This window comes from Sphingobacteriales bacterium, assembly GCA_016699615.1.
In the GTDB taxonomy this organism is placed as follows: domain Bacteria; phylum Bacteroidota; class Bacteroidia; order Chitinophagales; family JADIYW01; genus JADJSS01.
In genome coordinates, this window is record CP064984.1 from 654,090 (window position 1) to 669,527 (window position 15,438).

General features: G+C 27.5%; 11 protein-coding genes. All 11 read right to left on the reverse strand.

Annotation, left to right across the window (positions count from 1 at the left end; translation table 11 throughout):
* The 11 genes from IPK18_03225 to IPK18_03275 all read right to left on the reverse strand — a co-directional run bounded on the left by IPK18_03225 (position 1) and on the right by IPK18_03275 (position 15,395).
* Positions 1-1,242 (reverse strand): acyltransferase, encoded by a 1,242-nt coding sequence (locus IPK18_03225; protein ID QQR98554.1) that lies wholly within the window; start codon positions 1,240-1,242, stop codon positions 1-3.
* 28 nt (positions 1,243-1,270) lie between these two features.
* Entirely contained in the window at positions 1,271-2,524 is a 1,254-nt protein-coding gene (locus IPK18_03230; GenBank protein ID QQR98555.1) for an acyltransferase, read from the reverse strand.
* A 42-nt stretch (positions 2,525-2,566) separates the two neighbouring features.
* Positions 2,567-3,802 carry an acyltransferase gene (locus tag IPK18_03235; protein ID QQR98556.1) on the reverse strand — a complete coding sequence of 412 codons (1,236 nt, stop codon included), beginning with the start codon at positions 3,800-3,802 and terminating at the stop codon, positions 2,567-2,569.
* A 41-nt stretch (positions 3,803-3,843) separates the two neighbouring features.
* The gene (locus IPK18_03240) at positions 3,844-5,106 is read right to left on the reverse strand and encodes an acyltransferase (GenBank protein ID QQR98557.1); all 1,263 of its coding nucleotides are present in this window, start codon (positions 5,104-5,106) and stop codon (positions 3,844-3,846) included.
* A gap of 26 nt (positions 5,107-5,132) precedes the next feature.
* On the reverse strand, positions 5,133-6,338 hold the full coding sequence (locus IPK18_03245) for an acyltransferase (protein ID QQR98558.1): 1,206 nt from the start codon (positions 6,336-6,338) through the stop codon (positions 5,133-5,135).
* Between the two features lie 32 nt (positions 6,339-6,370).
* A complete protein-coding gene (locus IPK18_03250) occupies positions 6,371-8,029 on the reverse strand; it encodes a hypothetical protein (GenBank protein ID QQR98559.1) in 1,659 nt (552 codons plus the stop codon).
* Positions 8,030-8,088: 59 nt separating this feature from the next.
* On the reverse strand, positions 8,089-9,963 hold the full coding sequence (locus IPK18_03255) for a T9SS type A sorting domain-containing protein (GenBank protein QQR98560.1): 1,875 nt from the start codon (positions 9,961-9,963) through the stop codon (positions 8,089-8,091).
* A 283-nt stretch (positions 9,964-10,246) separates the two neighbouring features.
* Complete coding sequence (locus IPK18_03260) at positions 10,247-11,050, reverse strand: hypothetical protein (GenBank protein ID QQR98561.1); 804 nt, start codon at positions 11,048-11,050, stop codon at positions 10,247-10,249.
* A gap of 3 nt (positions 11,051-11,053) precedes the next feature.
* Positions 11,054-13,483, reverse strand: coding sequence for a type I polyketide synthase (locus IPK18_03265; protein ID QQR98562.1), 2,430 nt, complete (start codon positions 13,481-13,483; stop codon positions 11,054-11,056).
* A gap of 6 nt (positions 13,484-13,489) precedes the next feature.
* Positions 13,490-14,944: an ATP-binding protein gene (locus IPK18_03270; protein ID QQR98563.1), complete on the reverse strand. Its 1,455-nt coding sequence runs from the start codon at positions 14,942-14,944 to the stop codon at positions 13,490-13,492.
* A gap of 70 nt (positions 14,945-15,014) precedes the next feature.
* The gene (locus IPK18_03275) at positions 15,015-15,395 is read right to left on the reverse strand and encodes an acyl carrier protein (protein ID QQR98564.1); all 381 of its coding nucleotides are present in this window, start codon (positions 15,393-15,395) and stop codon (positions 15,015-15,017) included.
* Positions 15,396-15,438 lie beyond the last annotated feature (43 nt).

Consider the following 15,438-nt stretch of genomic DNA (forward strand, 5'->3'; position numbering starts at 1 on the left):
CTATTTATCACGCTTTGCTTTAAGCATCAAAAAGTACATTTCAAATTTATAGAAACTCAATTTTGAAAAATAATAAGTAAGTGAGTAGCATATTGCAATAGCTAAGATTTCTGAGAAGAAAATTGGAATATATTTAATTAAAACAAGTTCGTATATAATATATGCTATTGTAACGAATACCATGTGATATACATAAATTCCATACACAATTTTTCCCCAACTCATAAACATTTTAAATTTCAATATCTTATTTAAAGATGAATCAGGATACTTTAATAGATAATATACTAATGACACTGCCAAAATATTGTATAGTGTATTTACATAAGCAAACATACCATTTTTCATTACCACAAAATGTTCGCCCACTACAGACCAAACTGGCACATGCATTTCATTAGAATAGTCTATCATATTGTATATTTGCCCTGCGAATATCAATGCAGTAGTAATAATGATAGTCCATTTAATTACTTTTCTATTATTGTAGTTTGTTAATGGTATCATTAATCCATACATAAATGCATCTAATTGGAAAATACTTGAACGATAGAAGAAATTATACATAATTTCGTACTCATGTTTCCCAAAAGTTGATTTCATTTGGACGACATCTCTCAAAAATAAAAAACCACCGAATCTAAAGAATGGATAAACTATAATAAAAGCAATTGCCATTTTTCGGATTTGTTCTTTGCTTAAAAAAAATAACAATGCTGGAATAAATAAATAAAATTGTTCTTCAATAGAAATTGACCATAAATGTGGAAATAAATTAGATGCGTGGTGATTTAATCCTTTTAGGAAAGCAAATAAATCTTTAAAATTATATGTAAATGTAATTAAGTTGATACCAAAATGCTTTAGTTCATATATAATGCAAAATGGATCACCATGTACTGTCTTCTTTATAATAAAACCGATAACAGCCATGCCTAATAAGTATGCGAAATATAGTGGCAATATTCTTAGAAATCTTTTAATATAGAAGTTTTTAGCATATGGTTTAAACTCTCCAAACTTTACTTTCTCTTTGTAAAGTATTGTACTAATTAAAAATGCAGAAAGCACATAAAACCCATGCAAACCAAAGTGTGCAATAAATGCTGGAATTTTAATATAAGTTAAATTCATGTGTATCAACACAGTGAACATCATAGAAGCACCACGCAAACCATCTACTGCTGCGTAATAATCTTTAGGTTTAGGTAGTGTGGCTTTTATTTCGTTTTCGCTAGACATATATACTTAATCTAAAGTAGAGAATATTTTATATTTTTTTCTGTTCAGAGCGTTTAGCTTTCATCATCAAAAATGGCATTTCAAATTTATAAAAACTTAATTTTGCTGCATAATAGGTAAGCGTAAAACAAAATGCTATTGCTGCTACATCTGCAAAGAATAGTGGTAAATATTTTTTAAATATAAATAAATAGAAAAACCATGTAACTACTATAAATAATGGGTGATAAACATAAATACCATATACTATTCTACCACAATTTTTGAAAAATGAAAAACGCAATGGCTTATTGACAAAAGAATCTGGGTATTTTAAAAGATAATAAAACAAAGTTGCACCAAGAATATTATACAAAGTATTGATGTATGCATATTGTCCATTTCGCATAATAACATGTTCACTGTTCATCACTTTTATGATAGACTCATGGCTTTCTCTTGCTAAGTCTATAATATTATAAACTTGACTAGCTGCCAACACAAAGAAACTTACGATGACTATCCACCTCAATACTTTTCTATTGTCGTAACTGATGAGTGGAATTAGAATACCATACATAAATGCATCGAACTGAAATAATGATGAACGATAGAAAAAATTATACAAAGCACTCAATGGTTCAGTTCCAAATGGTGTAAGCATTTCTACTTTGTATCTCAGAAAAATATATCCAAAAAATCTCACTAGTGGATAGACAACAATTGAAATAATTGCTATCTTTTTAATCGTTTCTTTTTTGCAAAAGAAAATTAATGTTGGAATAATTAAATAAAATTGTTCTTCTAATGACAATGACCAAAGATGTGGCAAATACAAACATCTTAAATGATCTTCATGTATTAACCATGAATAGAGTTCTCTATAATTGAACGTAAATGTAACCAACATCCAACCATAATATTTAAAATCGTGTATTATACCTAAAGTGTATTGCTCTGGCGTACCCATTGTTGCCAAACCAATCATTAGGATAATGCCTAAGTATAAAAAATATACTGGCAAAATACGCAAGGCTCTTTTGATATAGAAATTTTTAGCATATGGTTTAAATTCTCCAAACTTCTCTTTTTCTTTATATAAGATAGAACTTATTAAAAATGCTGATAAGATAAAAAATCCATGAAGCCCAAAATGTGCAAATACAACTGGAATCTTAATCATTAATAAAAATGGCATATGATTAATAATAGTTGTAAGCATAGACGCACCACGCAGACCGTCAATCGCCTCAAAATATTCTATTGATGGTTTTTTTATTTGAATGTCATTTTGCTGATCCATAATAATTTATTGCTCTAATATAATTAATAAGATAATAGAAATCTAAATTTTAGGTTTTAATTTTAGGAAGCGCATCTCAAACTTATAATAACTAAATTTGGCAAAATAGTAAGTTGTTGTAATACAAAATATTATTGCAATAAAATCTGCCAAGATATTTGGAATCCACTTTATCAAAAATCCATAATATAATGCTAATGTAAGCAAGGCAAAAACAGCATGATATACATAGAACCCATAAACTATCTTGCCTATTTTTTTCAAAAAATCTACACCATATAATTTATTAAAAAATGAGTTTGGGAAATATACTGCAATATATACTAAGCAAAAGCTGACTAAATTATATAAGGTATTGACTACTGTGTATTGTCCGTTTTTGTATAGCACCATAGTATTTGCAATTGAATCTAAAAAACTCAACTTATTCTGTATTGAAAAGATGTAGGAACTATATATTTGGTTGCCTAATAAAAGTGCAATAAAGAAAACATAGAGTGCGTAGAGTATTTTTTTATTGTTGATATTAACTAATGGAATGAGTAAGCCATAAAAAAATGCATCGAACTGAAATAGTGATGAACGATAAAAGAAATTGAATAGTACATTACTTTCTTCACCAAAGGTTGCTTTCATTTGCACCACATCGCGTAGATATTGAAAACCAAAAATTCTAATAAATGGATAAATAAGTATAACGATGATTGATATATTTCTAATTGATTTTTTACTTAAGAAATAAATCACAGTAGGTATTATCAAATAAAATTGTTCTTCGATAGATATAGACCATAAATGTGGAAACACATGGCAACGTAAATGACTTAAGTCTTGCGACCAAGCATATACTTCTCTGTAGTTGAAGGTAAATGTAAGCAACATCCAACCAAAATGTTTGATGTCATATACTACACCTAAGAAAGTATTTTCTATTGTTGGTGCCACTAATCTTAAAATGATTGCAAATCCTATAAAAAATAAAATATATGCCCAATATAATGGCAAAATTCGTAATGCTCTTTTGATATAAAAATCTTTAGCAAAAGCTTTAAAAGAAGTTGCTCTTTCTTTTTGTTTGTATAAAATACTACTAATCAAAAATGCTGAAAGTACAAAGAATAGATGTAAACTAAACTGTGCAAGAAATGCTGGTATCTTAAAATTAGCCAAATGCAGATGCACTAATAATACACTCAGCATAAACAAACCTCTGATGCCATCAATAGATTCTATATAACCTATTGAATGTGTTTTCTCGATTTGCTGAGCATCTGTCATTTCTTATTGATTGTTATGTTTATCATGTTGGTTGCAGAATATTAGATTTTCTTTTGTTCTGATCGTTTAGCTTTTAACAACAAGAATGGCATTTCAAATTTATAGAAACTCAATTTACAAGCATAATATGTTGTCGTAAAGCAGAATGCAATTGCACCTGCATCTACCAAGAATTTTATGATATACATATCAGCTATATTTGTTGGTAATAATTTAAAGATTAATGAATACAATACAAGCGTTAGCATTACAAATAACGGATGATATACATAAATACCATATACAATTCTACCACAATTTTTAAAGAAAGAAAAACGTAGTGGTTTATTTACAAAAGAATCTGGAAATTTTAATAGATAATAAAACAATGTTGCTCCAAGAATATTATATAATGTATTGATGTATGCAAATTGTCCGTTGCGCATAATAACGTCTGCATGGCTAATAACTTGGATAATTGGTTTTCCACTATCATTTGCCAAATCTATAATATTATATATTTGAGAAGTTGCAATAGCAAAGAATGTAATTATAATTATCCAACGCAATACTTTTCTGTTGTCATAACTGATTAACGGAATCATCATACCATACATAAATGCATCAAACTGAAATAAAGACGAACGATAGAAGAAATCATATAACGCACTTAATTCTTCACTGCCATTTATTGTAAATGGCGTTATCATTTTTATATCGTATCTTAAATATAGATATCCAAAAAAACGAATTAGTGGATAAATTATAATAAATATTATTGAAATCTTCTTAATGGTTTCTTTTTTGCAAAAGAAAATAAGTGTAGGAATTACTAAATAAAATTGCTCTTCTAATGAGATTGACCATAGATGTGGAAAAAACATACAACGCAAGTGGCTTTCATCTATTATCCAAGAATATAATTCGCGGTAGTTGAATGTAAAAGTAATCAGCATCCAACCGTAGTGTTTTAAATCATATAAAATTCCTAATGGTGCCTGTAATGCAGTGCCTTTGGTAGCTAAGCCTAATAATAATACTAAAAATAAGTATAAAAAATATACAGGAAAAATTCTCAATACTCTTTTTATGTAGAAGTTTTTGGCGTATGGTTTATATGCACCAAATTTTTCTTTTTCTTTATATAATATACTACTAATCAAAAATGCTGATAATATAAAAAATCCATGTAAGCCAAAGTGAGCGAAAACTACTGGAACTTTAATTACTTGTAAAAAGAACATATGGTTGATAATGGTCATCAACATAGAAGAACCACGCAAACCATCAATCACTTCAAAATATTGAACTGAAGGTTTCTGCATTTTTATTTTTGTGGTATGCTCAGCCATTATTTTTTATTTTTTAATAAATTTAGAAATTTAATTTCCATTTTCCAAAAGCTAAGCATAGATATGAGATAGATACAAATAATAGAAAAAATAATTGTCAATAATTGACTAAAAAATATATGGAATGGAAGAATTTTTTGTAGTAATGGATACACAATTCCAACTGATGGAATTATGATTAGATATTGATACACATAGGCTGAGTATGAATATTTTCCGCCAAAATCCATGATAATTTTTTTATCAAAAAACTTTAAGAAATTTGGATCAAAGAAGCAAGTAAGGAAGCTAAAAAATACTGTCATATTTACTAAAACATCGTTGTAAATATATTGACTATTTAGCACACCTACATCAAAATAAAATATAGAATAATTAAAAGGTCTGCTATATTTTTCACTAATATCAAAACCATTGTAAATAATTGAAACAAATAGCAATATCCATAATACTATATGAATAATCTTGTACCATTTTATTCTATTTTTAAAATTATATGTTGCTAATAGTATACCATAGAAAAATGAATCGATTTGTAAAAATGTTGTTCTATAATATATCAATCCTTTTTGCAAAATATTTTGTTCATGTATCAATACATTATTAAAATACCAAACTCTAAGTATTGGAATAAAAATAATCATGAATATTGAAAGTACTGCTAATTGTTTTCTGTTTAGAAAAAGAATTACTGTTGGAATTACTAAATAAAACTGCTCTTCAATAGATACTGTCCAAAGATGCGAAAACAACATTAACTCAGGCGCATCAATTCCTTTTAAAAATGCAAATAGTTCTCTAAAATTAAAAGTAAAAGTAAATAGCATAATTCCATATTTCTTTACTTCTGTGAGTACACCAATAACATCTCTATGTATTAATAATTTTGAGAGTACACCTAACCCAATAATTAAAAAAATATAAAAGAAATACACAGGAAAAATCCTCATTATACGTTTTGAGTAAAAGCCTAAATAGTATAATTTTGTTTTTACTTTGTCTTCTTTAGCAATTAATAGTCCTCTTGAAATTAAGAATGCAGACATTATAAAAAAACCATGCAACACAAAATATGGCAATAATACTGGAACATTTGCATGACTAAATTGATGGTGTAGAATAAATATTAAATAGAGTAAAACGCCTCTATAAACATCAAATTGAAATATTTTTTTGTTGGTATATTGAAAGTCATGTTTAATCATATTTAGAATTTTAAAACATTAAGCAAGATAAATTATTTTAGTAGTTCTTTTTTTACAAACAAACTTCCATCTGCATCTTTGAGTATTATTTTTTCCCAATTTAGGTCTTTATAATGATACATAAAATTTTGGAAAGTTGAGTCAGATTGGTGTCTATCTTCATTTTCCATATAACTTGACAAATATATCATATTAATATCCTTTGCTACTACTAATGAGTCATAAAATGGTTTGTTTGTAAAATATTCAGTAGCATAGGCAAAATTATTCGGCAAATAAATTTGCAAGAATTCAATAGTTAGTAAGTTAACTTTATCTTTTATACCTAAGCTTTTAATGTAATTTATATATGGCACATAGCTTGGATTCTCATATTGTGCAAATTTATTATATCTTGGGTATTTAGATATATGTGGCGTAACCAAAACCAATCCAGATATAATAATTAAACACAGAGGTAATATAAACTTAGGGTTTATCTTGAATTTCAAATCAAAGAATGGTGAAATTAGAATATATAATACATATATAAACAACGGCAATTGCATTATAAAATAATGTTCTCTTGGAAAAATAATAAACGATGCAAACAAAGGTGGTGCTGCAATAACAGCAAAAAATAATAAATAAATAAATGATGATTTTACATTTTTTACAAATTCACGCTTGTATTTTTCAAAACCTAGACAATACAACAAACCAATAAAAATTACTATAAAAATAAAATATTTATATAATGAATTTATATTGAGTATATATTTGGGTATCCAAAGTTCTGGTATAAAATTATATGTTTGTTCAAAATAATGTTTAATATTTTCAATTACATGCCTTTTCGTTTCTGCTGGGTTATTTTTATACATTTGCTTAAATGTTCGACTTTTGCCAAATTTTTTTTCAAAGATTTCTGGCCATCTAATAAAATAAGTCATGTCTTTATTTTCCCATCTTAGTACATTAAATGCATAATGTTGTCCTAGAGCAAAATAGGCACGTCCTGTATTTTTTATTGGAGATTTCCAAACTAAAAAAAACAATGAGAATATCAGAAAGAGAATAGTAAATATAATTTTATTCCATTTTGTAAGTCCAAAATTTATCGTTTCTTTTAAATAAAATTTTTGGTAACCAACAAAGACAATTAGAATTGCAATTAATAAATATGCACTCATCAATAGTTCTGGGCGTGCAAAAGCTAAAACACCACAAACCAATGCTCCAAATAGCAAAAATTTGAGGTAATTAAATTTCAGATAATAACTTATTGCTGCATATAACAATAAGAATGAAATTGCAAAATGGCTAATTCTTGGCCACCAATCAAAAGCTGCAATAAAAGAACTCAGCATTAAACACCATGATAAAAAAACACATAATATCCAAGGTACTCTTCTTACATATAAAAAAATACATAACACTACTGAAGGCAACCAAGTAAGAAAAATAATTGCCGTATAATGCAATTGAATATCATTTGAAATAAATTGATGTGCAATTTTATAACATAGTATATATAATGCACCATATCCACCTGGATATATAATTGGATGAAAACGTGAAAGCAATAAATATCCACTTTCATCTAGTAAAGACACATCTAAATATTCTGTATAATTTCTAAAAAATAGGAATAATACAGTTAGTGAAAATGTAGCATAAATAACATGATGAAGTTTTTTATTTATTTTCATATAATAATAAAAAAAGCGTTGTCTGCAATGCAAACAACGCTCCAAAATACAAAATGTTTTTATTTGTTTATCAAGATTTTTTCATTTATCAATATCTTTTCTCCACTACGTATTTGTATATAATATAAACCCTTAGCTTGTTGGCTAATATCTATTTGCTTCTGAATACTATTACCTGCTTCTATACTTTCAGTGATATTCTGCTCAAAAACAATTGCACCTAATGTATTAAAAACACTAATTTGATAATTTTCTACTCTTTCTTCTATTTTTACTTGTGCATTAAACAAACCATTATTAGGATTTGGATACAATGACGTTTTAGGTGCAAATGGAATTTTAGTTGTAACTTCTCCTTTTGATATTCTTTGCGAATTTAAAGGTTCGCAATTGCTATCACGAAGTTGATATATCCAATCAGATGAAATATATGGTGTAGGGATAGGCAAGCCATTTATTCCAATATATGCTTTTCTATTACTAGAACTTTCTGTAGCACACATAACATAAGGTGTATTATTTATTGCATTAACATAAAACTGAGAACCTGCTTTATGAATTTGAAAAGTTTGACTATTTATTGCACTTAATGTATCAAAGAATGCTTTGTAAGTTCCGTTACTATTCATAGAACGTACCATAGTATTAATATTTGTGTTATTTAATCCACTTACAAAATTATAAAATGAATAATTTCTATCATTAGGCTTATCAATTGCTAAGGTTGAATAAATAAAGTCTTGTGTAATTAAAGAAATAATATTATGTCCAGTATTACAAACAGTTATAGTATAATTTGGAATATTTTTATTATTTAATGTGTCAATCTTTCTAGGAAATACATTTAAATATTTTGATAATTCAGTAGCAACATCGTCCTTCCCATGTATCATTAATATTCTTTTTAAGCTATCATTCTTCGTATATACATCAACTCTACTTGTACTCATATCATGGTCAGCATAGCCTCCTGACATAATTATCCCAGCTTTTATATTATAATTTTTAGTTTGATAACTGGGAATTGTAAAATTTGTTGGACTTATATAATTACCTGAGTATGAGCTTGTAGGAAATTCATTTTTGTTAGTAAATAAGAGTGCTTCTGCATTTGATGTTCCATAACTAAATCCATAAACAAATAGTTTATTAGTATCTATATTATAAACACTATAGTTTGACAATGAAAATTTAACAATAGATTCTGCTGTTATAAGTGAATAAGCTTTCCATCTATTATGTATAGTTGAAATATTTGGCAATACAATACTAAAAATTGGCACACCATTTCCATATAATGCTGATGGTGCATTTGCAAAAGGAAATGATGCAGGGCATTGATTAAATACATTCTTTACTCTTCTAAGAGTTGACAAATTTTCATATATTACAACAGTATAGCCTTTCATTAGATAATCCATTACTCCATATATATAGTATGATCTCCAATCTCTCAGCACACCCATATTCCCATGTGTAATAAAAATACATGGCGCTTTATTAGTGGAATTCTTTTGCTTAATAATAATTGCTCTAAGTTTAAAGCTAATTTTATTTAATAAAAATGTTGAGGTTATTTGAGGTGTATATTCAACTCTATATGCTGTGTATTTATTCATAATATCTATTGGCGTATTGCTATGAAAGCCATCAGAACTACAAGTTATTTCATTACCATTAACATTTGCTATTTTGCCAATTTCTATTGCTAGTTTTAAAGCTGTATGATGATAATTCTCTAAATTACTACCTGCATTTGTAACAATAAAATTCTCAGTATTTACATTCAAATAATCATTTGTGGTTGTACTAGTAATAAAACCACTATAGTTATTTTGAAAACAACTTTGTGCATAAATTGACAAAGGAAAAATTGCCATTGAGAAGACAATAACAGCAACTATTAGTTTTTTAATTTTTTTTAGATTTTCCATAATATAAATTTTAATATTAAAAATAATTTATTTGCAATATAATCTTAAAAAAACTAAAATAAAATTTTAAAAAAAGTCATTTGTCAATAAAAAATAGAAATTAAATTTCATAACTAAACATAATTAAGAACGTATATATCAATAAAATAGGTTTTTTTACAGAAATTATTTATGACATCAATAAAGGTTTTTTGTCAATGCCCAATTTTATTGAAAAATAAATACAAACAACTGATAATCAATTATATATAGGCATATATTTTATGCAATTAAAAAAGTAATTTCATTTTACCTTTGGTAGTTTTTTATCAAAATTTTTAAACCACTTTAGTAATTTCCCATCTGTTGCTTTAATAGTATGCCAATCTTGTTCATCAATACTATCCATTTCAGAATTAAACATTAAGTCTGCCATGCTAATTGCTTGTGATGTGTCTACTTCGCCACCACCAAAATAGGTATCTATAAGATATTGATGCAATTCTTTAGGTGTTGGGTGATTGTGTATCACATCCATTTTAATTTCTCCAGCACCAATTAAGTTTTCCATTTTTGCTAAGAACTCACCACTCATCATGCTATCAAAACCTTGTTCTCTATATGGTTTATTTATATCTAACATTTGTCCTGCTTCTAAGCCTAATATTTTTGCAGCTTCAATTTGCATCGTTACCAACAAATTTTCTCTTTTAACTGATTGCTTATTCTTGGCTTGTATTTTATCATCTGCACTTTGTGTAGAATGACGAATATTATTTGATTCTTGTGTATTAATTCTTGAATTTTGATTCGTGTTTCTATTTGGATTGTACCAATAAGATTTTTCTTGCCATGCATAGTTTGGTAGACGAACTCTATTTATCTTTTTATGTTGATATAGTACATCCCAATTTATATTAATTCCTTGGCAATATAAAGTTTGCAATATTGTATAAAAATTCTGTACATCATCTGATTGGTGCTTTGATGTGTACACATAAATATTATCATTATTGTTTAATATATTTTTTGCTAATGATGATAAAACTGGATTGCTACAACATTCAACAAAAATATTATTTCCAAATTGCTGTGCAATTGTCTGCACACCTTAAATGTATTGCACAGGCACTCGCAACTGCTGTGCTAAGTACAACGCATCTATAGTTTCTAAAACATTTCCATCAATATTAGAAATAATTGGAATAGTAGGTTTTGAAAATTGTATGTGTTGGATTTTTTCTTGAAATTTTGCCACAATGCTATCCATCTGTTTTGAATGAAATGCGTGTGATACTTGCAATGGCACGGCTTTTATATTTTGAGTTTTAAGTCTATCCATAAAAGTTGCGATATTTTCTTTTGTGCCTGTGATGGTTGTATTATTTTGAGTGTTGTATCCAGCAATTTCAATAATGTTATCTTCATTTATTTGCTCAATTGTGCCTGCATTGCAAAAAACTGCTGCCATTGTACCAGCATCATCTTGAATTGATTGCATTAAAGTTGCTCTTTGGTACACGATATTGATTGCATCTTCCAATGAAAAAACATTAGCCACACACATTGCAACAATTTCACCAATGCTATGTCCAATTAAGATATTTGGTTGTACACCATAATGCATCAAAAATTTAGTCAATGCATATTCTATTGTAAAAATTGCAATTTGCGTGTATTGTGTTTCATGAATTTGATGTGCGTTTGTTGCATCTTCCCAAATAATGTTTTTCAAATCATTATTAGATAATTTATTATATACATTATTACACAAATCAAATTCTTGTTTAAATACATCAAATGTTTGGTAATATTTTTTGCACATGCCAAAATACTGTGAGCCTTGACCTGCAAATTGAAAACATATATTATTTATATTATTACTTGAAAAAAATAATTTTGGGTTTGATTTTTTGTTTATAAAATCTTCTAATGCTTGAATGATTTGCTCTATGTTCTTGGCATTAATTGAAAGTTTATAATCAAAAATATTTCTATTATTGAGTGTATAGCAAATTTCTGTAAGTGTGTGTGTAGACCAAATTTCTTTCTCTGTAATGTATTTTTTTGCTAAGTCTACAAGTGCGTTTTCTGTTTTTGCTGATAGATTAAAAATATATGGTGCATTTATAGCATCAGAAATATTTTTAGCTATTCCATTTTGAAGAATTAGATGTGCATTTGTTCCACTATAACCTGATAAATTTATTGATGCAATTTTATTCTGCTTTGTCCAATTTTGGTGTTCTCTTGAGATATTTACATTTACATTTTGCCAATCTACATCTTGATTTAATTCCTGAATATTGATTTGAGCTGGCATAGTTTGATGTTGCATGGCTGTCATTATTTTAAATAACATAGGCATACCTGTACAAGCTTCTAAATGTCCGATATTGGCTTTCACAGAACCAACATTTATTTTATCTTTTTTATTTTTAAATGCTTGATGAATTGCCTGAACTTCCATAGCATCAGTTGTTTTGTTGCCAATACCATGTGATTCTACATAATCAATATCATCAATTGTTAGATTTGCTTGTTGCAATGCTTCTTGAATTGTAGCAACTTGCACACTTGGATTTGGTGCTGTAAAACCATTGCTTGTACCATTGTGTTTGATAACTGATGATTTAATTATCAACTCGATGTTATCTTGGTTATCTATTGCATCTTGGTTTCTTTTTAGAATAAGAATAGCTGCACCTTCGCCACGAATATATCCATCTGCATTTTCGGCAAATGCTTTTGTAGTTCCTGTTGGTGATACAGAACCCATTTTTGTTAGTGCAACAAATATTTCTGGCGTTAATAGTAAATTGGCTGATGCAATAACAGCCATGTCTATTTCTCTATTTTGCAATGCATGTTGTGCTTGATGAATGGCACTCAACACTGATGAACATGCTGTATCTATTGCAATACTTTGTCCATTAAAATCAAAAGAATAAGAAATTCTACCACATATTGTTGCAAATGGAATTCCTGTTGCGTCATATATATCAATATCTTCTAAGTTGCCACTTCTTAATCTTGCTTGTGCATAATCACTCAAACCTACTGCAACAAAAACACCAATATTTTTTCCTTTTAATTTTTGAGTTGCAATACCAGCATTTTCAAATGCTTCGTAAGTTAGTTGTAATAATATTCTTTGAATTGGGTCGATAGATTTTGCTTCGCGTGGTGGAATGCCAAAAAAATCTGCATCAAACAATGAAACATTTTTGTTTAAAAAAGTACCATATGGTGAGTTTGTTTTTCCATTAGCATATACATCAGTAGAAAAAATTTCATCAACATTAAATCTTGTAATTGGTATTTTAGAAACTGCGTCTTTTTTTTCGTATAATAAATTCCATAATTTATCTAATGTATCAATGCCATTTGGAAATGCAAAAGCATGACCTATGATTGCAATATCTTCTTTTGTTGGTATGTTATCTACATACTTTTGTGATAAATCATTTTCGAGTTGTTTGATTTTGATGAGCGACTTTTTGAGAAGCTCTTGCATTTGTTGTATTTGTATTTCGCTCATGTTGGGTTATATTTTATCGTTCAATTGTTTCATTAGTTCATCTATAGACAAATTGGAAGTATCGCGTTGTATTTTAAAAGCGACACTAGATTCTATCAATGCTAAAATAGCAGCTGGTATAAATTTTATTAATATATCTCCAAAATATTCTTCTTTAAGTATATCAATTGTTGTAACATGTAAAGTTTTAATATTATTTTTGTTGCAAAAATTTAGAATTTTTCTTAATTGTTTTGGATCTTCTGCAAATCTATTAGACCATTTTATTTCTAATGCAAAATATGGCTTTTGATAGATTGGGTCAAGTATTACGACATCTACTTCACCTTCATTCCAACGAGCATAGTATATATTTTTAAGTATATATCTTTGGTGATAATACTGTGCGTATATTGCAGATTCTACAATGTTTCCAAAATTCTTATCTTCCTTATTAGCACTCATAAATAAGGCACTGCGTAAAGATGTATTAGTTAAATAAACTTTAAAGAAATTTGCCTTTTTAAATTTCTTACTATTTTGATCTATTCTATGTACTATATGAATTAAGAAAGCTGCTTCTAGATATTGAAGATATTTTTTTATAGTGTTTTTTGCTACTCCTGAATTTGAAGCAATAGCATCTAAAGAGAATTCTAATCCTGTATTATACGCGATATAATTAAATAAAACATTTAATTCTTGTATATCCTGAACACCATACAAATTTGGTAAATCTTTTAATAATACTTTCTCAATAATATCATTTTTCAGATATCGATTTATGTTTTCTTGCGCAATTTTAGAAATTGATACTTCTGGATAACCTCCAAAATTTATAAAATAAAGAAATTCTGAATTTAGTTTGTCAATATTTTTTTCTATGTTCTCATTCCAAAAAATAGCTTCTTTAGAATTTTCATACCTTAATACTAAGTATTCATAAAATGAAAGAGGTGGTAAAATAAAATCTGTAAATCTTCCAGCACCTGATTCTATGCTTTTTAATTTTAAGGCTGCCGCAGATGAACCAGATACTATAAATTTAATATTATGATAAGTATCTACTAATGATTTTAAATGTAATTCCCAATTATTTAGGTATTGAATTTCATCAAAAAAAATATATAGGTCATCGTTTTTATTGAGCTTATTGATTTCCAAAAAATATATTAGTAAACTTTCTAACGGTATTTTGCTATATGTTGGAGTATCTATAGAGAAATAGCATATTTTATTACTTTCTATTCCTTCATCAATTAGTTTTTGTATTGTATGATTAATCATCACTGTTTTTCCAACCCTTCGTGGTCCCATTAAAACAACAGCTCTTTTTATTTCCTTTTCTATAACTAATGGATAGAAAATATCAAAATATGGTCGTTTACTCATTTTTTTGAAGAAAATTTCAATTGAATTTTCTTGCCACCATGAATTATCTGAATGTATTCTATCTATTATCTGTTTTTTATCAATAAACATAGTATAAGATTAAATAATTAACTCTAAACAAACAAATATAGTAATATAAAATCAAATTATTATGCTTATTTTATAATTTATCGTTCAATTGTTTCATTAGTTCATCTAAACTTAGGCTATCTACTTCTGTTTCTATTGTATTTTTTTTAGCTGTTGTTTGCTCTATATTTTGATTGTACTGTTCTTTTAAATTTAATTCATCTGAAAGATAATTTGCATATTTTTCTACAGTTGGGTAACTCCACACACTTGAAACATTGAGTGTAATATTAAAGTCTGATTGTATTTTATTTTTTAGTTGCAATGCCATCAAAGAATCAACGCCTAATGACTTGAATGTTTCATCTATCTTTAATTTTGTTACAGGAATTTTAGTAATGGTAGAAATATGATTTTTAATTTTTTGTTGAATCAGTTCTACTGCTGTGTCTAAATTTCTTTGTGTGTACACTACATCTTTCTCTACACTATCTTCTATTTGTATAGTTTTCTGC

Excerpts from the sequence above, each read along its gene's own strand:
- IPK18_03235 (QQR98556.1), bottom strand. The coding sequence starts at position 3,802 with ATGACAGATGCTCAGCAAATCGAGAAAACACATTCAATAGGTTATATA.
- IPK18_03245 (QQR98558.1), bottom strand. The coding sequence starts at position 6,338 with ATGATTAAACATGACTTTCAATATACCAACAAAAAAATATTTCAATTT.
- IPK18_03230 (QQR98555.1), bottom strand. The coding sequence starts at position 2,524 with ATGGATCAGCAAAATGACATTCAAATAAAAAAACCATCAATAGAATAT.
- IPK18_03250 (QQR98559.1), bottom strand. The coding sequence starts at position 8,029 with ATGAAAATAAATAAAAAACTTCATCATGTTATTTATGCTACATTTTCA.
- IPK18_03255 (QQR98560.1), bottom strand. The coding sequence starts at position 9,963 with ATGGAAAATCTAAAAAAAATTAAAAAACTAATAGTTGCTGTTATTGTC.
- IPK18_03225 (QQR98554.1), bottom strand. The coding sequence starts at position 1,242 with ATGTCTAGCGAAAACGAAATAAAAGCCACACTACCTAAACCTAAAGAT.
- IPK18_03265 (QQR98562.1), bottom strand. The coding sequence starts at position 13,483 with ATGAGCGAAATACAAATACAACAAATGCAAGAGCTTCTCAAAAAGTCG.
- IPK18_03270 (QQR98563.1), bottom strand. The coding sequence starts at position 14,944 with ATGTTTATTGATAAAAAACAGATAATAGATAGAATACATTCAGATAAT.
- IPK18_03240 (QQR98557.1), bottom strand. The coding sequence starts at position 5,106 with ATGCAGAAACCTTCAGTTCAATATTTTGAAGTGATTGATGGTTTGCGT.